We start from the raw sequence: 20,506 nt of genomic DNA on the forward strand, positions 1-20,506 counted from the left end.
TCAAAATTTCTCTGCTCCATTCTTAGATTTCCAGAAGAAATTCTGTTCTTTCCCTATTAAAACCTGTACAAAAAACATCCTGGAATACAATTGTTACACTCCATTCTTTGCTTCCCACAACTACTTCCCTCTTGGTTGAAGTTTAAAAAGATTCAAGAAATTCTTGGAAATAGAGACATTCAAACAGTAACATTAAAGGATCTATATACTTATATAACGAATAACATATAGGAAAAAGATTTAATGAATGGATGAAATTTGTCTCTGAAAGCTTCTAACATTGCACGTTTGTAGTTAATTCGTCTTCAATACTTCATATTATATACTCCCCCTTTCATAAATAAGAGCTTTCTCTTATATGAATATGTATAGATAAACTAAAGTTACAAAGGAGAGATATGATGTTGAATGAACAGCTCCCATTATCAACAGCAAATTTATCAGATGCAATGGAAGGTGCCAACCACTTAGACTTTTCTATTAAGCCCTTGCAGCGTCATTACAAACTATTCGGGCCGGCTCTTACCGTAGATACGCCCGCTGGCAATAATTACTCAGTGCTTGAAGCGATTCGACTAGCGGAGCCGGGAAGTGTGCTCGTTATTGATGGTAAAAGCTACTGTAACCGTGCCTTAGCAGGAGATTTCGTAGTAGCCATGGCGAAGCTTGTTGGAATAAGCGGTATTGTACTAGATGGGGTTATACGAGATCAAGAAGACATCGAAAAGCTCGATTTCCCCGTATTTTGTAAGGGCTCTACGATCGCAGCAAGCAGCAAAAAAGAAAAAGGAAAGGTAAACGAGATCATTTCCTGCGGGGGCGTAAAAATCCGTCCTGGGGACTTTATTGCAGGTGATGACGGTGGAGTGATTGTCATTCCCAAGGAGCAAGCCGAAGAAGTATTAGCAAAAGCGCGAGAAAAATGGCAAAAAGATAAAGACCGAGAGAACGAAGTATTAATTAGCAAAGAAACGGTATATACCTATTTAGATAAAGCCCTAAAATAAAAGACCTCCGCTTGGAGGTCTTTTATTTGTCATATTGTAAAAATTCTAATCGATTTCCAAACGGGTCATGGACAAAAAAACGCTCTCTCCCTGCAATAGGCTCTTCTTCTGAAAGAACGCAGCCCGAATGTGCCAATTTACGTCTAAGCGTCTTGATATCTTCCACGACAAAAGCTGGATGCGCTTTTTTAGCAGGTATGTAGTCATCTTGAATACTGATATGCACTTCTTGAGTCCCACATTGAAACCATATGCCGCCTCTGTGCCTTAAATTTTCCGGCTTAAGAACAGTTTTCATTCCTAAAAGATTTTCATAAAAATTTCTTGCTTCTTGCTCGCATCCTTCTGGACCAAGAAGCTGAACATGATCAATTCCCAGAAACATCCACAAACCCCTTTCAAAAAACGTCTTCCTAAAAGTTATTAATCAATGACTCTAGGATTATGAATAACCTGCAGCTCTTTTACAGCTTGCTTCATTTCGCTTTTGCAAATTGGACAAGTTGGCTGATCTCCGCTTTTAAAGTTATCTCGAACCCAACAATTACACGTATCTGATGTACATTCCCAAACTTTTGTTTCTTCAATAACAGCCGGCTCTAAATTTTTACGATTATACATACACATCGTCTCCTTTAAACAGTACTTTTTAAGTGGATAATAAATGAAGATTAACTTAGCGTGTAAATGCGGTAAATGGTGCAAGATAAAGTGATACTATACATCCGTAAATCAATCTTTGAGGAATAATACGGCGTCTTGAAAGACTAAAATAAAAATGAAGTTATAACAAAGCAGATAGCAGTTGCTTTTCTTAAAACAACGGGATAGTCTGAAAAGAACAAAAATGAAGATCACAAAAATTATATATTTTACTATTATAACAGAGTTTATAATTTTTTACAAATCAGCTTCCATTTACTTGTTTTGCTTTTCATAAAAAAAAAGCGAGCACATGATTAGGCTCGCTTTTGATTTCTTATCGAGTTTGTCCGTTTCCACTCATAATATATTTAATTGTCGTAAGTGCAGGAAGTCCCATTGGACCACGTGCATGAAGCTTTTGAGTTGAAATCCCAATTTCAGCTCCAAATCCTAAAGCTCCTCCGTCAGTAAAGCGCGTAGATGCATTATGATACAGTGCGGCTGCATCAACTAATGACATAAAGCGTGAAACGGCTTGTTCATCTTCTGAAATGATGGCTTCGGAGTGTTTTGTTCCATATGTTTCAATATGGTCAATCGCTTCATCCACACTTTCTACTACTTTCATCGCAATCGCTAAGCGCAAATACTCTTCAGCCCAGTCTTTTTCAGCCGCTGGTTTTGCTCCAGGAATTTCACCTACTGTCGCTTTGTCACCATATACTTCAATACTATGATCGTTGAATGTTTGAATCAATTCATCTTTATGAGAATCGAGCCAGTTTTTGTGCACAAGAACCGTTTCTGCTGCGTTACACACTGCTGGTCGATCTGTTTTTGCGTTAATCAAAATCGGAATGGCCTTCTTAACGTCAGCTTTTTCATCGATGTAAATATGACAGTTTCCGACTCCCGTTTCTAACACGGGAACGGTTGCGTTATTGACGACCGCTTGAATCAATGAAGCCCCTCCGCGTGGAATCAGCACGTCAATATGCTCTTTCATTGTAAATAATTCTTGCGTAGCCGCACGATCTGTACTTGAAATAAACTGTACCGCTTCTTTAGGAATTGGCGTTTCATCAAGAGCTTTATGAATAATGTCCACGATAGCTTGGTTAGATGAAATAGCTGAAGAGCCGCCTTTTAACACAATAGCATTTCCAGATTTCAACGCTAGCCCTGTTGCATCTACCGTTACGTTTGGACGTGCTTCATAAATCATTCCGATCACGCCAAGAGGCACCCGTACTTGCTTTACATCTAGACCGTTATCCAATGTCCAGCTTGATAAAATATCGCCTGTTGGATCATCTAGCTCAGCAACTTCACGAAGGCCGTTTGCAAATTCTTTTACACGTTCCGCTGAAAGAGCAAGGCGGTCCATAAGCGCTTCGTCAAAACCTTTTTCTTTCCCGTTTTTCAAGTCTACTTCATTTGCTTTTAAAATATACTCCGTGTTGCTTTCAAGTGTAGAAGCAATCGTTAACAGAGCATCGTTCTTTTGCTTTGTTGTTAGTAAACTTAATTGCTTAGCTGCTTTTTTTGCTAAAATAGCTTGTTCTTCTACTGAATACGTTTCGTTTGTTTGTAACACCAAATCACTCCTGGATTCGTTTTAGTTTTGTTTGATTTTAAAGTGTGAGGCATAAGAGGTAAATGCAATCATGCAAAGAAAAGGAAGGGCTCCTTTTCTTTACAGCATGTTTGCTTACAAACCGACCGGTACTGGAATTTCTAAGTGACACACTAGACCTTCGCTGTCAACAATCGGTTGATCAATTGGCTCATTCAGTGCAAGTTCATCAGATGAATAATTTGTCACGCCAAGAGCCAGCTCATTGTCATCTTTATCTAGAATACGTACAACTGCTCGTTCACTAAAGTGGCCTTTAATATATTTAACATGCTCGCGAAGTAAAGGCTCTTTATCTTCAATAATTGCACGTTTCGCGGCATCTTCGACTACTATTTCCCCTTCAGGACCAGAGTTAAACGCAATCCACTGCTTTTTCTGATTAAGGTTCGCAGAATCATCTTCAGATTCAAAATACGTTCCTGTTGCATCCCCGTCAACCGCTTGTGTTAAAATGTTTGGCACGCCAGCTCTTCCTAAAAATGCTGGAATTCCTGACGCCATAGCGATTTTGAACGCGTCAATTTTCGAGCGCATGCCGCCTGTTCCAACTGAACTTCCTGAATCTCCTGCAGATTCTTCGATGTCTTGCGTGATTTCCCCTACGTGAGGAACTAATTTTGCATTTGGATCCTGACGAGGGTCTGCGCTGTATAAGCCATCGATATCCGATAAAATAATAAGCAGGTCGGAATCCACTAGTCCAGCAACTTTAGCTGAAAGTGTATCATTGTCGCCAAATTTTAATCGATTGATGGTTACCGTGTCGTTTTCATTGACAATTGGTACGATACCACGTTCTAACAGCACATTAATTGTATTTCGTGCATTGTTGTAACGATTTTCGTCTGAAAAATCGTCTCTCGTAATTAAGATTTGAGAAGCAACGTATCCATGTGATAGAAACAGTTCTGAATAAGCCTCCATTAACAGTCCTTGACCAATTGAGGCAGCTGCTTGTTTTTCAGGTAAAGAGCTAGGTCGCTCTAAGCAGCCAAGCTTGCGGTATCCTGCAGCTACAGCTCCTGATGAAACCAATAGCACTTCATGACCGCTATCTTTTAAGTCTACGACTTGATCCACAAGGCGCTCGAGCTTCCGTCTGCTGATTTCACCGTGTGAACTTGTTAATGAACTACTTCCAATTTTAATTACAACCCGCTTCTTATTGTCGGGACTCATCAAATCACTCCTAGTGTGTTCTGTATGTTTTCTTGTTTATGATTATTTTTTTGTGGTGAGGAATTCACGAAGAAGGTAAGTGACGAATTAATTAGTACTTGCCACTTTTTGTAGTTGAGCACTCATTTCTTTTGAACGCTTTGATGCTCCTTTGACTGCTTGCATCATTGCTTCTCCGCCGCCGTGTTTAGCTAAGGCGTCTAAACCAGCTGCTGTTGTACCGTTTGGAGACGTCACATTTTCACGAAGCTCCGTCGGCGTTTCATCTCTTTCCATCATCATTCTTGCTGCACCGTAAATGGTTTGGGCGCCAATTTCACGTGCTAGCTCAGGATCAAGACCTTCTTCTTTAGCTGCTTTTTCGATATGCTCCATAAGGAAATAAAAATAAGCGGGTCCACTTCCGGCAATTCCTGTGAAAATGTCCATTTGAGGCTCATCAATCACGTACACTTTTCCGATTGCAGAAAGCAGCTCTTTTGCTGTTAGCACAGCATCCATTGCAACATATTGACCTGGAGATATAGCCGTTGCTGATTGCTGAATCATACTTGATGTATTCGGCATCACTCGAATGACCTGCTGTTCATCATGCAATAACTCTTCCATGTAAGAAGATGAAATCCCTGCAAGAACAGATAGGACAAGCTGGTCTTTGTTGATTTGAGGCTTTAATTCGTTTAATGCCTCTTCAGCGCCTTTTGGCTTCATCGCTAGAATAAAAACGTCAATGTCATCTGTTTTCAGCTCGCTGCGCTTTACTGCTTTGATACCATATCTATTTTCAAGTTCGTGCAGTCGCGCATCATTGCTGCGATTTGTTACGATAATATTTTCAGCAGGTAATTTCTTTGCATTGACCATACCAGAAATCATCGCTTCTGCCATTGATCCAGCACCTAAAAAAGCAACTTTTTGTTTTTTATCCATCAAATCTCCCCTGTCATTTGTTCGTATTTTTGTTCTCGTTTCTTTCAACGGTTCCTATAGTAACATGCTGAAAAAGAGTGTCAAGTTGAATTTAACCGTTTTTTTCCTCCTTGAGCGTATAACCTTATGCGTATGTAAGCGTAAACAAAACTTTTTCAAATATTTTTTTCTGCAAAAAAAAACGATTTTTTTTATAAAAATACGTTTATATAAGGAAAATCGGGGCATACTATATAGTTTGGACTTTAAAATTTTTTTGCGAAAAATAGAGGAATTTTGAAAACGTTATTTGAACAATATAATAGGTTTGCTAAAATGAACCTATGTACCAGCATCTTGGTTTTTTTTGAAAAATTTACTTTTGATGTAAACCACGCTGTGCTGTCGACATTAAAATAAACAAAACGACATACAATCTAGGAAGTGTCGAAACATTATTGGAGGTTCTATTATGAAGAACAACTCGTTTTCTACAGTTCCATCGTCTTCAGAAGGAATAGAAAAACAGGATTTACACGTTGTGGGAATTGGCGCTTCTGCCGGAGGGTTAGAAGCTATTGAGCAGTTTTTCGCTAATATGCCTTCACCAAATGGAATGGCGTTTATTATTGTACAGCACCTTTCCTCTAAATATAAAAGTTTTATGCCAGAACTTTTAGCAAAAAAAACAGGAATGAATATCAAACTGACACAAGACGGGATGACTTTACAAGAAGACACAATTTATTTAAATCCTCCCCATCATTATGTGACCGTTGTGGATCATACTCTTCGCCTTCGTCCTTATGAAGAAAATGATCAGGTAAAGTATCCGATTGACGCCTTTTTTCATTCTCTGGCCGCTGCAAAAAAACACCGGTGCACAGCCATTATTTTATCGGGAAAAGGAAATGATGGAACAGGAGGAGCAAAAACGATAAGAGAGTATGGCGGAACTGTACTTGTACAAGATGAAAGCACAGCAAAGTACAGAGATATGCCCCTAAGCGCTATTGATGCACACCTTGCTGATTATATTCTTTCTCCTGCTGATATGCCTGACCTTGTGCAAACGCATGTCAGCCAAACTGAATTTACATATAATGAAGAAACGCTGCAATACATTTATTCATTAATAAAGAAGAAAACAGGCATCGACTTCTCTATGTACAAAAAAAACACGGTGCTGCGACGACTTGAAAAAAGAATGGCTTTACTCGATCCGCCCTCTCAAACGATGGAAGAGTACCGGGACTATTTATGTAAGGAAGCCGAAGAAATCGTCGAACTGCAGCGAGACCTGCTGATTGGAGTGACGCAATTTCTTAGAGATAAAGAAGCATTCTCTATTATTGAAGAACAAGTCATCCCTCAATTAGTTGAAAGAAAGATTCATAGCCAAGAAGATGAAATCCGCATCTGGGTAGCAGGTTGTTCTACTGGTCAAGAAGCATATACATTAGCTATTTTGCTTCATGACTATTTATCAACAATCAACCGTTATTTCGATGTCCGAATCTTTGCTACGGACATCGATCGTCATGCAATCAAAAGAGCGAGTCAAGGCATTTATGAAGAAGCGGAAGTTCATTCCTTCTCAGCAGCTCAAATTAATGAATATTTTGAGCAAACAAAACACGGTGGTTATCAAGTTAAAAAAACAATCCGTAAAATGATTGTTTTTGCCCCGCATAATATAGGAAAAGACTCGCCTTTTGTAAACGTTGATTTAATCAGCTGTCGAAATATGATGATTTACTTCCAAGCTGAACTGCAGCAGCGCATTCTGTCTCTTTTTCATTTTTCTTTGACAGAAGAAGGCGTACTTTTTTTAGGCCCTAGTGAAACAACGGGAAATTTGTCTGATTTGTTCCGCCCTATCAACAGTAAGTGGAAAATATTTAAACGTTCGGGGCAGCCCAGCCGACAAATTACAGGAGCTTTTAATCTTTCAAAATCCAGCTTGCATGAAGGTGATTTTTCTAGCGTACCGCTGCCAAGTCAACTTTATAAGCCTCTTCCTTCGCTTAAATTGGATGAGATGTATCAGTCAATGATTGATCATTTTATGAGCCCTTGTCTTGTATTAAATGAATACAACGAAGTGATATTTTGTTCAAAAGAAGCGACTCAGCTTATTAACGTTCCTGTGGGGAAGATTAATTATACCATTTTCAAAATGGTTCCCGTTCACGTCTCTTTAGCCATTGGAGCAGCTATTAAACGCGTAAAAGAGCAAGGTATGAGCGTATGCTGTCAGCACATTGAATTTGTCATAAACAACGTGCAGCGCCGTTTTAATATTACTATATCTGCCCTTCCAACAAATCACTCTCTTTACTTACTTATGTTTGATGAACAGACAGATAGTGCCATTATTGATAAGGAAGAGCCCATGTTTCTTAATCAAACAAGCTCTATTAGTGAGCTTGTAGTAGATTTAGAGCAAGAGCTTCATTACACACAGCAGCATTTGCAAACGACGATTGAAGAGCTAGAAACAGCAAATGAGGAGCTAAAGTCCACGAACGAAGAACTGATTGCTTCCAACGAAGAGCTGCAGTCCACAAATGAGGAATTGCAGTCTGTTAATGAAGAGTTAATTAGTGTTAACAACCAGTACGAGCGAAAGATTGAAGAATTAACGGACTTAAACAACGATATTGATAATTTATTAATCAGTACAACTATTGCTACCATCTTTTTAGACGAGCAGCTGAATATTAAATTATTTACGCCGGAAACGAAAACAGTGATCAACGTTCTTCATCAAGATATCGGAAGACCTTTCTTTCATATTTCGCATAACTTTAGATATGACCATCTAATCGAGGACGCAATGCACGTTTTAAGAACAAATAACACCCTTCAAAAAGAAATTCAAAGCTACGATAACCAATGGTATAGCATGAAAATGATGCCTTATCGTACGAACGAAAATTTAATTAACGGTGTAGTTATTACGTTTATTAATATTACAGAAATTAAACGTTCAAATGAAGAATTGGCTATTACATCATTTGCAGTAGCTCACAGTCCTACGGGCATTTTTATTACCGATCATCAAGGTAAAATTAAGTACATTAATCAAAAATTCATGGAGCAAAAGCATGCGCCGCAAGAAGTATTTGGGCTGCACCTCTACGACTTGTATACAAAAAAGCTAGGCGTTAAAAGATTCCCTAAAATTTGGAATGAAGTATACAGAGGAGAAAAATGGAACGGAGAAATTTCCTACGTTCAAGAAGACGGGGAAACCGTTTGGGAACAGTTAGCCTTAATGCCTGTTAAAAATGATCAGGATGAAATCATCCATTACATTGGTTTAAGTGAAGACATTTCCCAGCGCAAACAGTCGGAAATGATGCTCAAAAATTCAGAGATGCTGTCAGCACTTGGACAGCTGGCTGCCGGCATTGCTCATGAAATACGAAATCCTCTTACATCATTAAAGGGCTTTTTACAGCTTATGATGCAAGAAGAAACGTATAAAAAAGAATATATGGACGTCATGATGTCCGAGTTTAACCGCTTAGAGCTGATTATTAGCGAACTGCTCATTCTAGCCAAACCCGAAGTCGTAAAATATGAAAATAAGCAGATAAATTTAATTCTTCAAGACGTATGTACACTGCTGCATACACAGGCCATTCTTAAAAACATTACTATTTCAACAGATTTTGAAGAAAAATTACCTGTTGTTCATTGTATTGAAAAAGATATGAAACAAGTATTTATCAACATGGTGAAAAATTCTATTGAAGCGATGGATGACCCCGGGTCTATTCTAGTGGTATCTAAATTTGATCCAGATACAAATCAAGTAGTCGTCCAAGTGATAGATGAAGGAAAAGGCATGCCGAAAGATCGATTAACACGAATTGGCGAGCCTTTCTATACAACAAAAGAAAAAGGAACAGGATTAGGATTGATGGTGAGTCATAAAATCATTAGTAATCATAAAGGAAGCATTTCGTATGATAGTGAAGAAGGCAAAGGAACAACGGTAGAAATCCGATTGCCGCTTTCTTAATGTACTTTGTTCTTCTGTCTTAAGCAGTCAAGCTCCTGATTAATTAAATCTTGAATGTCAAACAAATGTGTAGAGACCAATTCAATATACTCTCCTTTTCCTGCTTCAATTACGTCGGAGCGGATAATACTTAGGAGGTCTTGAATGGTTAGCACATTTGTTTTCATTTCTCGAAAATGACGCTGAAGATCAACTAGCTGCATTTTTTTCGCCGTTTCTACATCTGTTTCTCTGACCGAAAAACCTTGGTTCACTTGTGGTGAGTCTTGCATAAGTATAGAGCGAAACTGTTGAAGGGTTGATTGAACACTCATCATATGCTCATGAATAGGATAGCAGAAAACAGCATGCAGCGAATGGTACGCTTCAGGCTTAAAATAAAAATCAAAAAGAGCAACCGGGTTGGAAAACGTGCGCATATTTACTTCGATTTGCACTTCTTCCTTTCCCTGGAGTGCTCTTTTTACTTTTTCTTGGCTGTCTTCATCAACTAGATCTAAAAAGTTCTGAACAGGCGGGAAATTTTTCGTGACGCTTGGTGTAAATTCAATTATTTCGTTGTCTTTATTGAGTAAAAACATTGGAACCGGAATGTGTTGAATCGGCAAACTGATCATATTTCTTCCCCCATTACTAACATTTTATCTTGCGTCGAACTTTCTTTATTGTTGATTAGAAGCCAGTCTTTAAAAGCTTGAATATGATTAATGAATATAGTTTTTGAAGATCCTGAAGCCGATAAATCATGCGTGCTGAGAAGCCTGCTGCCCACTAATACAAGAGGACTTTGCGACATGCTTTCAATCTCAGCAATGTATTTTTGTAAATCAGGCAGCAAATGCACTTGTGAGACGGACAAACATACTACATCAGGATCCCATCTTTCAATGCTTTTTAGAGCGAACGGCAGCGGCAAGTTTGCTCCTAAGTTTTTAACTTCCCATCCGTGTTCGCTCATAAGTCCTGCAATCATTTTAATGCCTAAGTAATGCTCTTCTCCTTCAATACAAAAAAGAAGTGCTCGATTACGCTGAAGCAATTGATGCTGTGATAGCTGAAAGCGAGTTAACACATAGTCACAGGTTGCAGTAGCCAAATGCTCGTCCGCGACTGAAATTTTATTTTCTTGCCACCTTTTCCCTATCTCATACATCGCTTCTGTCAGAAACGTATATACGTCAGTTGAAGAATGGCCTTCTTCTATATATATAGCAATGAGCAGCCAGCTTTTTTGAACGTCTCCTTCTAGCAAACAATCAGCTAAAGCCGCTACACTACGAGAGTAAACGATAAGATCACGCCCTTTTCCTAAAGTTACAATAGATCTCTAGGCAAAACTTCTTTTTTGCAAGATGGACAACATGCGTAGACGCCTTTATTTTCATCATACTCTACGTTCATCGGCTGCTTGCATGCTCTACATACAGCATGTACGTAGTTTAAATATTTTTCCACTAATAAACGTGTTGCCCCACTTGTTTTCCCGCAATAATAGCAAATAAACCTTACTTTTCCTTTTTTTGTTATCTCTACTTCTCGCATATGCTGACAGGATTCACAGCGATCCCAGCTACGAAGGTAATTACTCAAAGAATATTGTGGTTTATTTGTTTCTATATACATTTTTGTTTCTTGATTTCTTGTTTTATCTTCTGTAAAATCAATTGACCGAATAAGCTGTTTAGCGCCTAGCTTTGACTCAATTCTAGCTGCCATAAACGCTTCATTTTTTCCGCCGTAAGGCATATTAATCCATATAGTGGATTCATCGATGATAAGCAGTGACATCGGAACAGCAGATGAAATGACATGAGCACCGTCAATTCGAACTTCTTTTGGTTCACGAGTAAGAACGGTCACTTCACCTTTAAATGAATGTAACATCTCCCGTATTTCTTGAGGAACAAGCGAAGCATAAGGAATACACAATAAAATCTGCTGCCGAGCTTGATATAAATCTTTTTTTAACTGACTGCTGTTCGATGGATGGTACCAAATCAATTTCCGATGCTGAATGACTTCTTTTAAAAATTGCTGAGGTTGGTATACTTTTTGATTTTCGTTAAAGTGGTTGACCAACTTCCAGAACGCTCGCTCCTTTGGTACACGCTGCTGGACAAACGACTCGTCTGAAAGCATCATAAATTTTCCTTTTGAACGCGTCACCGCTACATTTACCAATCGGTCGCTATTTTCATTTGTTAAAAGTAAACCTGGTTTTGACTGCGGCTTTGTATCGACCGTATCAAAAATCATGATATCTCGTTCCGCGCCTTGAAATTTGTGTACGGTTGCTGCGATTATATCGCTGGCTGGTTCAATATCTTGAAGAAATGCATTAATCAATTTAGCTTGAGACTTATAAGGAGTCACATAGCCAATAGTAGCCGAAGAAGCTTTGCGTGCCCGCAGTATCAAACTTACCGCCAAAACAGCTGTTATCACATTATAGCGTGAACCGGAAGCGACATCTCGCATAGCGGAAGAATGCAACTGACCAATGTTAAGCATAAGCGCTGCTTCATGAGCAAACGGCCGGCTGCTTGCTACTACTTCTCGACTTGTTGTGACAGATGGATGATCCCCTACTCGATTGCTGTAAATATAGCGATTTGTAAAAGCTGAGATATCTTTATGCATTCTTCTTTGCTTTTTCAACATAAAAAGATGCGGATGGATCTCACCGCTTTCTACTTGCTCTACAAGACCCGTCTGCTCAAATAAATCTCGCTGCAGCCACTTCTTCACTTCAGCATGAGAAGATTGAGATACCGGGGGAAGCTGTTTAAAATCGCCGCATACGACAATTCGTTTTCCTAACGTAGCTGCAAAAGCAATTTGCGGTGCATATGCCATGCTAATTTCGTCTACCACAACCATATCAAATTCACTTTGATAAAGTAATCGGTCAATAGCCGCTTTTGATAAAGTAGTGCCTACAATATACGCTTGATCAAAAACATTTTTCTCCGCTTCAATCCACTTGTTACGAAGGGCGTTTAGCTTTTTATTAACTTGCTGAAGCTGGTGAGCTCTATTGGGATACCTGCTTAAGTAAACTCGTTCTTCTTGCAAATCACGCATCTCCTGAGCTAAATCCGGATCATCTTCTCCAATGACTTCTTCTACTTTTATATTTTCTAAGCCGCTGCTTTTTGTTGCGCCGTATCGAATGAGTTTTCCTTTTTTCCAAGCTTCTTTCTTTTTTAACTGACGTGCAGTTTCTTGCAGCAAACCGTCCACCGCTGCATTACTGTGAGATAATAAAAGGACACGCTTTGATTTCCGGTAATAGCTTGCCGCGATTTTGGACAGCGTATATGTTTTCCCTGTTCCAGGAGGCCCCCAAATATAAGTAGTACGGTTATAACGCGCTCGCAGCAACACTTCATGAAGAGCGTTCTTAGACGTATACTCCTTATGACGAACAGGACTATCGCCTCTCATAAGACGTTTGATTCTTACTATTTTTTGCTTGTAGTCTTTTGCTTCCGTCAGTCTATCAATGAGCGCCTGCAATAATTCCCATGGTTCGTTATATATATCGAGTTCGTCTACTTCTTGTCCAATAAACGCATCTATTTTAAGGTACAAATCAAATCCTTCCGTTCCGATAACTTCTCCTTTACTTTCTTTATGCTGGTGGACAAGGCGTACCTGAGCTCCATCAAAAAGGTATAAATCGGCTGTGCGTTCAAACCGGTAAAGATACGCATCTCCCTGCTGCCCTAAGTACTCTCCTTTTCCTACCGTATACTTTTCTCCGCCGTGTTTCTTCATATAATTAATCTCAATTGAAAGTGCGCGCACCCATGCTTTTAAATATGAAGAGATAGAGCGTTTTTCCATAGATGTCTAACTCCCTTTTTATCCGTTCATTTCTAACTTGTCTATTCTATCATGTCATTTGAATATAGCATAGCTTCTTTCTTCTTCATTTTTATAAAAGCAGAATACCTTTTTTACTAGTATATCTCTCCAGACAAATTAAGACTTTTTTCATCATAATCGTAAAAAAACTGCGTTTTTTCTATATTTTTAGACGTATTGTTACAAACTTGTAATATAAAACCTACCATTTTGTCATGAGTTTGTTACATATTGCTGATAGAATAAGAGACAACTATTGGAAATAAAGGAGAATTATTAGATGAAAAAACACATTTTTACATTAGGGGCCACAGCTTTAGTATCAATTGGAATTGCAGACGCAGCATCGGCTGACACAGACACGCATAAAGTAAAAGCTGGAGAAACGTTATTCAGCATCTCACAGCAGCATAATGTAACAGTTGAGGACTTAAAAAAGTGGAATGGTCTTTCTTCCACACTAATTTATGCAAACCAAACATTACAAATTGGATCTACATCTACTGACTCTTCATCTAGTTCAACTCCAACTACAACATCTTCAAATCATACATATACAGTAAAATCAGGTGACACGCTTTATCGTATCGCTAAAAACAACGGTACTTCTGTACAGCAGCTAAAAGAGTGGAATAACTTATCTAATCATTTAATTTATGTGAATCAAGTATTAAAAATAAACGGAACAGGAACAGTTTCATCATCACCTTCAGCACCTGTACAAGAAAAAACAAACGAAACGCAGGCATCCCCGGCTCCTAGCAACAGTAAAAGTTATAAAGTTCAGCCTGGAGATACAATGTGGAGCGTAGCACAGCGACACGGCATTTCAATTTCTCAATTAAAACAGTGGAATAACTTATCGTCTAATATGATTTACATTAATCAAGTGCTACAAGTAGGCGGACAAGCTGCAGCTCAGGCGAAACCATCAACGCCATCACCTGCTACTCCTTCAACACCGTCAACTTCAGCACCATCGACTTCAACGCCGGCACCTGCTCCAGCGCAAGAAAGTAAGTCGGTTTCGAAAGAGATTACGGTTGAAGCAACAGCTTATACTGCTTACTGTGCGGGCTGCAGCGGAATCACTGCTACAGGCATCGACCTAAGGTCAAATCCTAATCGAAAAGTAATTGCAGTTGATCCTCGCGTGATTCCATTAGGTTCTCGCGTATACGTAGAAGGTTACGGAGAAGCAATTGCTGGAGATACTGGCGGTGCCATTAAAGGTACTCGCGTTGATTTATTTATGGCATCTCAAAGCTCAGCTTTAAATTGGGGACGCAAAACGGTAAAACTTCAAATTTTAGATTAATCATTAAAAGCAGAAGCGTGTTAGTCGCTTCTGCTTTTTAATTTCTTTTCAAACATAATCATATCGATAGCTTGCAGGCCATTCTCGTAAATTGGTGGAGCGTACTGCAAAAAGAAATTCTTTTTGACACCGCTTTGATAAAAGCCTGCCTTTTTATAAAATGCTATGTTTTCAAGACTGGAGTCCGCTGTTCCTACAATCATTTTAGAATATTGGTTACGTTCATACAGTACTTCTAACTTTTTAATGACTTTGCTGCCGATTCCTTTTCCTCTGTATGCTTCTTTTAAACCGATATTCTTTACTTCTACTACCGATTCCTCTTCATCGGTGAGGCACTGCACAACTCCTATCTCCTTCTTTTCATACACAATGGTAAATAAGGAACCTTCATTTATATACGACTTCACTACTTTTTCGTCTTCATCCCCTATTAATAGCAGGTTTAGATAGGAAGCGTGCCGGTCTTTATCAATTTCAATAAGGTCGATACTCATTTTCATCCTCCGAAAAATAAGTCAATAATATTGCTGCCTCTTGAAGATGCTTTATTATATAGCTCTGAATACCCGCAGCTCGTGCAATATACCACAGTAAATTGATTGTGCTGAACGTCTAAGTATCTAGACAGCCCCGTTCCCGTTGTAGCAATTTCTTTTGTTTTTGCTTCTGTATGTCCGCATTTTACACAACCGTTTTTCCCCATTGTCATACTCCTTTACAAATAAAATAACTTCCTATTTATATAAACGGATATAAAAGGAAAAAGTTTCATTAAATTGATAAATAAAGGAAAGTAAGAAACCGCATCTCCAACAGAAGATGCGGTTTCTTACTTTTAATATCAACGGGATGACTGTACACTCGATTTCTATAACAGCAATTCTCTTTTCATAATTTCAACGTTTTTCTGATGACATTGTGCCGTGAAATCAGATGGAAATGCCAATTTATCGTTTAGCTTATCAAGCGCTTCTTTACTGTCTTCTTTCACTGCAGCTTGCAGTTCATCTAAATAAGAGCTGGCCATCTCCACTCGTCTTTGAATTTCAGCTCGGTGATGTGTCGTTTTTCCGTGTCCGGGAACTAGCGTTAGATTTTGGTGCTTAGCTAAAATGTGTCGCGCAGTAGCAAGCGTGTCGCGGTAATCGTTTACACTTTCATATATGTACGGATATTCAAAGTCCGATAAATAATCCCCTGCGATCCATATTGAATTATCGACAATCATAAATAGTCCATCGTTTGTATGACCTTTTGCAAAATAACAGGTAATAGATGTTTCACCTAAGGTAATGTGCTGTTCATTTTCGGTTACCACAATATCCAGCTCCGGGAATATAATATCATGAGATCTTTTTATATAATAGTCATGATCAAACTGCTTAATCATTTGAACTTTTTCTTCTTTGTCCGGATGATTTTTTAAAAATTTGCTGCCGATAAAGGTGGCATTTAATTCTAAGAAAGCGCCATACCCAATGACATGATCAAAATCTCCGTGAGTAAAAAATACATACAGCTTGCGATGATTTAAGATCTCTTGAACATGCTGTTTAATTTCATTAATTTCGTGAGGAAGCCATGTTGGATCAACAACAATCACACAGTCTTTTGTTTCAATCACTGCAGATGTTGTTTGAAATAGCGCGCTTTCAAAAACCGTCATTTGCTCCGTTTTGTATTGAATCATAGAGAACAGCTCCTTATTTTTTCTATCACCCTTATTATAGCGGAAATAGAAAGATAAGGGCGCATATGACGATTTATAAAACGAAACTATGCAAGATGTGATAAAATGCGGAACCAGCCAAACAATGAAATCCAAATAGGAATACTAAATAAGGTTCCCCAAAATAAACCTTTCAAAAAGTTCCCTTGATTCATTCTGATATTCCTCACCTTCATCATATGTTGGTTCTTAGTCTAGCTAAGCTTAATGAAATTTTAGTGAAAAATAAAAAAGAAGCAGCTGCTTCTTTTTTATTTATTATAAAATTGGTGGTCGTACTTAATTTTCGGCAGCTCGCGTACTTCCTGCGACATTCCTGTTCCGCACATCGGACAGTTATAATCAACCGTAACAAAATCTTCTCTCATCCACCCATTACATGATTCAGATTGACACGCATATACAGTCGTATCCATCATTTGATCTACTTCTTCTTCTACGGCTTTTTTTGCAAAATACATGTGCACAGCTCCCTTTTTTTCTTAGTATATGTAAAATTCCCATTTTTTATTTACAGCTTGATCACTTTTTCATCCAGCGTTATTGGACACCCCTATTTAATTGTGTATAATTAAATAAAAAGCAATAGACTGGAGGCAACATGAATGGAACAACTTTATAAGCAGCTGCAGCTAGAAAATCAGCTTTGTTTCTCAATTTACGCCACGTCTCGAGAAATTACAAAGGTGTACAAGCCGCTGCTCGATAAATTAGGAGTAACCTATCCGCAGTATTTAGCCCTTCTTGTTTTATGGGAACATGAAACACTCAGCGTGAAAAAAATGGGCGAACTTCTGTATTTGGATTCAGGCACCCTTACTCCTATGCTAAAAAGAATGCAGGATCAAGAATTAGTGATTCGTGAGCGTTCTCATGAAGATGAACGCGTTGTTTTTATTAGTTTAACCGAAAAAGGAAAAAAATTACGTGATAAAGCTTGTCATATTCCAGAAGAAGTTTTTAGCATGACAAATAAGTCACAGGGAGAATTAGAAAAGCTGAAAGAAACGCTGCAGGAGTTACTGCAATCACTGCATACGTACAATCAAAAATAGACCATATAAAATTGCACATAAAAAAAACGCCTGGATTTCAGAAAAATCCAAGCGTTTTTTTATTTACTCAACCGTTGTATTTAACGTTACGTTAACATTTCCGCGCGTTGCTTTAGAATACGGGCAGAATTGATGTGCATCTTCTACTAGCTTCTCAGCTACTTCTTGTGAAACGCCTTTAATATGAGCGTTTAACACCACGCCAATTTTGAATCCATCATCAGTGTGGTCTTTTAGTAGACTTACTTCTGCAGTAATAGACGAATCAATGTCTTTTTTTTGTTTCTTAGCGATTAAATTTAAAGCGCCGTCAAAACAAGCAGAATATCCTGCTGCAAACAGCTGCTCGGGATTTGTTCCTTCTTTTTTGTTATTTGGAGAAGGATTTACAAGGGTTAAATCAATAATACCATCATCTGATTTAACTCGACCATCTCGGCCTCCAACCGCTGTTGCTTTAGATGTAAATAGTGCGTCTGACATAAGATCACCTCATAGATTATTTTATGTAATTTCATTGCAGACAATCAAAAAAGTCGCAATCAAATTCATTTTGTAATCACTTTGATTACCGTGATAGTAATGTACTTCCCCTTCTATAATGAGTGTAAACCTATTATTTTATACAAAAAAAGAGAGTTACCTCTCTTCTTTTCCTCTTTTTTTTTTTAAACCGCTTTGAATAATGTTATCTCCATATTTTTCACGCAAACTTTCGACCGCTTTGTATAAAGGCTCTTTTTTTGCTTGTTCTCCGTATGTAAACAAATCCAACTGTTCTTCTTCTTGAAGCTGGTGACTCACTTGAAGAGCAGCTACGCCCAATAAACGAATCGGTTCTCCGTTCCAATGCTTTTGAAATAATACCGCACTGTAATGAAAAAGATCGTTTGGCTCGCTAATTGCTTTAGAAATAGTTTGGCTTCGAGTAATGGTTTTAAAATCACTATATCGTATCGTTAACTGAATCGTTTTGCTTACAACTTTTTTCGCTTTCATACGAGAACTCACTGAGTGCGATAGTTTATTTAAAATAGGCAGAACTTCATGTTCATCTACTGCATTTTGAGATAGCGTCGTAGAGTTTCCAATTGATTTAAACTGTGATTGGCGATCAGGGTTCACCTGTCGATCATCTTGGCCCCACGCTCGGTCTCTCATAACTTCTCCTTTTACTCCGAGAGTTTGTTTAAGAAGACCGGGAGCGGCATTTGCTAGATCACCGATCGTCACCACCTTAATCGCATTTAGCTTTTCAGCTGTCTTCTTACCGATTCCGTGCATTTCCTCTACGGCTTTTGGCCAAAGAACTGTTTGGACATCTCTTTTTCGAAGAACGGTAATTCCTAAAGGTTTTTGCATATCACTTGCCGTTTTGGCTAAAAATTTATTCGGTGCGATTCCAATTGACACAGGAATTTGCAGCGTCTGTATTAAATGCTGCTGAATGGACTTTGCTATGTCAAGAGGAGAGCCTAATTCAGCACAGTTTGTAATATCCAAATAGCCTTCATCAATTGAAGCGGGCTCTAAAAGAGGTGAAATGGTTACTAAATAATCAAACATGTTTTTGGACACTTGGCGATATAATGGAAAATTAGGCTTTATAACAACCAGCTCGGGGCATTTTCTTTTCGCTTCCCAAAGAGGCATAGGCGCATACACTCCGCGTTTACGAGCAATATAGTTACAGGTTACAACAATTCCTCTTCGTTCTTTTGGATTGCCAGCAATAGCAAGAGGCTTATCTTTGAGCGTATGATCATGTGCGGTTTCAACAGATGCATAAAAAGCATTAGCATCAATATGAAGAATAACTTTGCCGTTTTTAGGGTACATCATTTTCATACTATCACCTCTTTCTGTATAATTAATCCCCGAAAGAAGAACGTACATTCTTATTTATTATAACTCTTTTTTCCTAAGTTGTGCGTACCTATACTTTATTTTTATTTTGAGCGAACACTGTGTGTCACTCTCTCGTATTCTAATGAAGAAAGGAGGAAGAAAACGTGATTGATCAGCTTATCGGAGCCATTAACCAATTAGGCTACGGATATTTCTTTTTTATCATTTTAGTCGGAGCCAACCTTACTCCTATTCCTGACCCAGTGTATATTATGCTTGCAGGCAGCCAGGCTACGTCTCCATCCGTTCAGTATATTCCAGCTTTTATACTTACCTACAGCGGCATGATGCTTAGCTTATACCTCAAGTTTTTGATAGCCAGTCTTTTTTCAGCTCAGGCGCTTGCGCTATTAAAACGCCCGCGATGGGAAAAGAATGTTATGAAAGTTGAGCGAACGATTCAAGAATATGGATCTCACGCCATCATCGCAAGCTACTTTTTACCAGGAATGCGACATGTGATGCCTTTTTTTCTCGGGGCAAGCGGAATGAAGCATCGTCATTACATTAAAGTCTCATTTTCTTTTGGTTTCATTTGGACGCTGGCTTTATTTATTTTCGGTTCCTTTTTTAATACGACATCTTCTTATACTGATGTGATTGAGATCACTTTAGCTTTTTGTGCGATCAGTTTGATTATCTATGTCGTTCAAAGAAGAAAAATACGAAAAAAACAGCAGTAGTTTGTGTAAAAAAGTTCTTTTTCACAAACTGCTGCTGTTTTATTTATATTAAATGACTTCATTATATCCCTTCACAAAGTATTTGCGCGCGCGGTAAAGAGCTGATTTTAACGTAGTCATCTGCATATTTAATAACTCGGCAATTTCTTCATATTTAAATCCTAATCCATATTTTAATAGAAGCAAATTGCGATACTTAGGATTCAATTGATTTAAAATCGCCTGACATTCAGCCGCTTCTTCATTTCTGAGGACCTGCTGAATAGGCGTATACATAACGGGTTCTTCTTTGTAAGAAGACGTATAGCGGTCTTTCACTATTTTACGCCTTCCTAAATCACAGCGTTTATTTAATGCGACGCGAAACATCCAAGCTTTTATTTTTTCAGGATCGACCATTTCTTGTTTTTCTAAATATTTTAATGCTACTTCTTGCGTAATATCTTCGGCGTCTTGTCTATTCACACCATTTTTTAATAAATAAGCCAGCACCTGATTTAAATAATCTTGTAATTCCTCGCCGCACAT

Annotated in this window: 20 protein-coding genes; 5 read left to right on the forward strand and 15 right to left on the reverse strand. The window is 38.4% G+C overall.

Annotated elements, in window-relative coordinates; genetic code table 11:
* The first annotated feature begins 401 nt into the window (after positions 1-401).
* The gene (locus WKH56_RS17185; protein WP_034266024.1) at positions 402-1,007 is read left to right on the forward strand and encodes an RraA family protein; all 606 of its coding nucleotides are present in this window, start codon (positions 402-404) and stop codon (positions 1,005-1,007) included.
* 22 nt (positions 1,008-1,029) lie between these two features.
* Here WKH56_RS17185 and WKH56_RS17190 read toward each other — a convergent pair whose 3' ends face one another.
* From WKH56_RS17190 to proC, 5 genes are all read right to left on the reverse strand, one after another.
* Positions 1,030-1,392 (reverse strand): VOC family protein, encoded by a 363-nt coding sequence (locus WKH56_RS17190; protein ID WP_013056991.1) that lies wholly within the window; start codon positions 1,390-1,392, stop codon positions 1,030-1,032.
* Between the two features lie 38 nt (positions 1,393-1,430).
* Complete coding sequence (locus WKH56_RS17195; protein WP_013056990.1) at positions 1,431-1,628, reverse strand: cold-shock protein; 198 nt, start codon at positions 1,626-1,628, stop codon at positions 1,431-1,433.
* Between the two features lie 358 nt (positions 1,629-1,986).
* Positions 1,987-3,249 (reverse strand): glutamate-5-semialdehyde dehydrogenase, encoded by a 1,263-nt coding sequence (locus WKH56_RS17200; protein WP_168760751.1) that lies wholly within the window; start codon positions 3,247-3,249, stop codon positions 1,987-1,989.
* Between the two features lie 114 nt (positions 3,250-3,363).
* Entirely contained in the window at positions 3,364-4,470 is a 1,107-nt protein-coding gene (proB, locus tag WKH56_RS17205; RefSeq protein ID WP_028413398.1) for a glutamate 5-kinase, read from the reverse strand.
* Between the two features lie 87 nt (positions 4,471-4,557).
* On the reverse strand, positions 4,558-5,400 hold the full coding sequence (gene proC / locus WKH56_RS17210; protein ID WP_255900833.1) for a pyrroline-5-carboxylate reductase: 843 nt from the start codon (positions 5,398-5,400) through the stop codon (positions 4,558-4,560).
* A gap of 451 nt (positions 5,401-5,851) precedes the next feature.
* Here proC and WKH56_RS17215 point away from each other — a divergent pair, with 451 nt between their 5' ends.
* Positions 5,852-9,412, forward strand: a complete 3,561-nt coding sequence (locus tag WKH56_RS17215; protein ID WP_028413400.1) for a CheR family methyltransferase — start codon at positions 5,852-5,854, stop codon at positions 9,410-9,412.
* On the opposite strand, the gene WKH56_RS17220 is transcribed toward WKH56_RS17215, so the two are convergent.
* The 3 genes from WKH56_RS17220 to WKH56_RS17230 are packed head-to-tail and all read right to left on the reverse strand — an operon-like array spanning position 9,409 to position 13,261.
* Positions 9,409-10,029, reverse strand: coding sequence for a hypothetical protein (locus WKH56_RS17220; protein WP_255900830.1), 621 nt, complete (start codon positions 10,027-10,029; stop codon positions 9,409-9,411). The genes WKH56_RS17215 and WKH56_RS17220 overlap by 4 nt on opposite strands.
* A complete protein-coding gene (locus WKH56_RS17225) occupies positions 10,026-10,733 on the reverse strand; it encodes a cobalamin B12-binding domain-containing protein (RefSeq protein ID WP_308012831.1) in 708 nt (235 codons plus the stop codon). The genes WKH56_RS17220 and WKH56_RS17225 overlap by 4 nt, the downstream gene beginning before the upstream one ends.
* Positions 10,727-13,261 (reverse strand): AAA domain-containing protein, encoded by a 2,535-nt coding sequence (locus WKH56_RS17230; RefSeq protein WP_033578940.1) that lies wholly within the window; start codon positions 13,259-13,261, stop codon positions 10,727-10,729. Before WKH56_RS17230 ends, WKH56_RS17225 begins: the two co-directional genes overlap by 7 nt.
* A gap of 301 nt (positions 13,262-13,562) precedes the next feature.
* Between WKH56_RS17230 and WKH56_RS17235 the strand changes: the two genes are divergently transcribed.
* The gene (locus WKH56_RS17235; protein ID WP_255900826.1) at positions 13,563-14,600 is read left to right on the forward strand and encodes a LysM peptidoglycan-binding and 3D domain-containing protein; all 1,038 of its coding nucleotides are present in this window, start codon (positions 13,563-13,565) and stop codon (positions 14,598-14,600) included.
* Positions 14,601-14,620: 20 nt separating this feature from the next.
* Here WKH56_RS17235 and WKH56_RS17240 read toward each other — a convergent pair whose 3' ends face one another.
* From WKH56_RS17240 to WKH56_RS17255, 4 genes are all read right to left on the reverse strand, one after another.
* Positions 14,621-15,097 carry a GNAT family N-acetyltransferase gene (locus tag WKH56_RS17240; protein WP_098112586.1) on the reverse strand — a complete coding sequence of 159 codons (477 nt, stop codon included), beginning with the start codon at positions 15,095-15,097 and terminating at the stop codon, positions 14,621-14,623.
* 2 nt (positions 15,098-15,099) lie between these two features.
* The gene (locus WKH56_RS17245; RefSeq protein ID WP_047751005.1) at positions 15,100-15,306 is read right to left on the reverse strand and encodes a zinc ribbon domain-containing protein; all 207 of its coding nucleotides are present in this window, start codon (positions 15,304-15,306) and stop codon (positions 15,100-15,102) included.
* 165 nt (positions 15,307-15,471) lie between these two features.
* Positions 15,472-16,293, reverse strand: coding sequence for an MBL fold metallo-hydrolase (locus WKH56_RS17250; protein ID WP_028413406.1), 822 nt, complete (start codon positions 16,291-16,293; stop codon positions 15,472-15,474).
* A gap of 290 nt (positions 16,294-16,583) precedes the next feature.
* Entirely contained in the window at positions 16,584-16,793 is a 210-nt protein-coding gene (locus WKH56_RS17255) for a cold-inducible protein YdjO-related protein (RefSeq protein WP_014460174.1), read from the reverse strand.
* A gap of 144 nt (positions 16,794-16,937) precedes the next feature.
* On the opposite strand from WKH56_RS17255, the gene WKH56_RS17260 reads away from it, so the two are divergent.
* Positions 16,938-17,387, forward strand: a complete 450-nt coding sequence (locus tag WKH56_RS17260; protein WP_014460175.1) for a MarR family winged helix-turn-helix transcriptional regulator — start codon at positions 16,938-16,940, stop codon at positions 17,385-17,387.
* Positions 17,388-17,450: 63 nt separating this feature from the next.
* Here the strand turns inward: WKH56_RS17260 and WKH56_RS17265 are convergent, their stop codons facing one another.
* Entirely contained in the window at positions 17,451-17,870 is a 420-nt protein-coding gene (locus WKH56_RS17265; protein ID WP_016764045.1) for an organic hydroperoxide resistance protein, read from the reverse strand.
* Positions 17,871-18,026: 156 nt separating this feature from the next.
* Positions 18,027-19,235 (reverse strand): DNA polymerase IV, encoded by a 1,209-nt coding sequence (locus WKH56_RS17270; RefSeq protein ID WP_310884439.1) that lies wholly within the window; start codon positions 19,233-19,235, stop codon positions 18,027-18,029.
* A gap of 164 nt (positions 19,236-19,399) precedes the next feature.
* Between WKH56_RS17270 and WKH56_RS17275 the strand changes: the two genes are divergently transcribed.
* Positions 19,400-19,978 carry a DedA family protein gene (locus tag WKH56_RS17275; RefSeq protein ID WP_048020980.1) on the forward strand — a complete coding sequence of 193 codons (579 nt, stop codon included), beginning with the start codon at positions 19,400-19,402 and terminating at the stop codon, positions 19,976-19,978.
* Between the two features lie 48 nt (positions 19,979-20,026).
* Here WKH56_RS17275 and WKH56_RS17280 read toward each other — a convergent pair whose 3' ends face one another.
* Positions 20,027-20,506 carry an RNA polymerase sigma factor gene (locus tag WKH56_RS17280; RefSeq protein WP_028413409.1) on the reverse strand — a complete coding sequence of 160 codons (480 nt, stop codon included), beginning with the start codon at positions 20,504-20,506 and terminating at the stop codon, positions 20,027-20,029.

The organism is Priestia sp. SB1 (assembly GCF_038898415.1).

Excerpts from the sequence above, each read along its gene's own strand:
- WKH56_RS17185 (WP_034266024.1), top strand. The coding sequence starts at position 402 with ATGTTGAATGAACAGCTCCCATTATCAACAGCAAATTTATCAGATGCA.
- WKH56_RS17190 (WP_013056991.1), bottom strand. The coding sequence starts at position 1,392 with ATGTTTCTGGGAATTGATCATGTTCAGCTTCTTGGTCCAGAAGGATGC.
- WKH56_RS17195 (WP_013056990.1), bottom strand. The coding sequence starts at position 1,628 with ATGTATAATCGTAAAAATTTAGAGCCGGCTGTTATTGAAGAAACAAAA.
- proB (WP_028413398.1), bottom strand. The coding sequence starts at position 4,470 with ATGAGTCCCGACAATAAGAAGCGGGTTGTAATTAAAATTGGAAGTAGT.
- proC (WP_255900833.1), bottom strand. The coding sequence starts at position 5,400 with ATGGATAAAAAACAAAAAGTTGCTTTTTTAGGTGCTGGATCAATGGCA.
- WKH56_RS17215 (WP_028413400.1), top strand. The coding sequence starts at position 5,852 with ATGAAGAACAACTCGTTTTCTACAGTTCCATCGTCTTCAGAAGGAATA.
- WKH56_RS17220 (WP_255900830.1), bottom strand. The coding sequence starts at position 10,029 with ATGATCAGTTTGCCGATTCAACACATTCCGGTTCCAATGTTTTTACTC.
- WKH56_RS17230 (WP_033578940.1), bottom strand. The coding sequence starts at position 13,261 with ATGGAAAAACGCTCTATCTCTTCATATTTAAAAGCATGGGTGCGCGCA.
- WKH56_RS17235 (WP_255900826.1), top strand. The coding sequence starts at position 13,563 with ATGAAAAAACACATTTTTACATTAGGGGCCACAGCTTTAGTATCAATT.
- WKH56_RS17240 (WP_098112586.1), bottom strand. The coding sequence starts at position 15,097 with ATGAGTATCGACCTTATTGAAATTGATAAAGACCGGCACGCTTCCTAT.
- WKH56_RS17245 (WP_047751005.1), bottom strand. The coding sequence starts at position 15,306 with ATGGGGAAAAACGGTTGTGTAAAATGCGGACATACAGAAGCAAAAACA.
- WKH56_RS17250 (WP_028413406.1), bottom strand. The coding sequence starts at position 16,293 with ATGATTCAATACAAAACGGAGCAAATGACGGTTTTTGAAAGCGCGCTA.
- WKH56_RS17255 (WP_014460174.1), bottom strand. The coding sequence starts at position 16,793 with ATGTATTTTGCAAAAAAAGCCGTAGAAGAAGAAGTAGATCAAATGATG.
- WKH56_RS17260 (WP_014460175.1), top strand. The coding sequence starts at position 16,938 with ATGGAACAACTTTATAAGCAGCTGCAGCTAGAAAATCAGCTTTGTTTC.
- WKH56_RS17265 (WP_016764045.1), bottom strand. The coding sequence starts at position 17,870 with ATGTCAGACGCACTATTTACATCTAAAGCAACAGCGGTTGGAGGCCGA.
- WKH56_RS17270 (WP_310884439.1), bottom strand. The coding sequence starts at position 19,235 with ATGAAAATGATGTACCCTAAAAACGGCAAAGTTATTCTTCATATTGAT.
- WKH56_RS17280 (WP_028413409.1), bottom strand. The coding sequence starts at position 20,506 with ATGTGCGGCGAGGAATTACAAGATTATTTAAATCAGGTGCTGGCTTAT.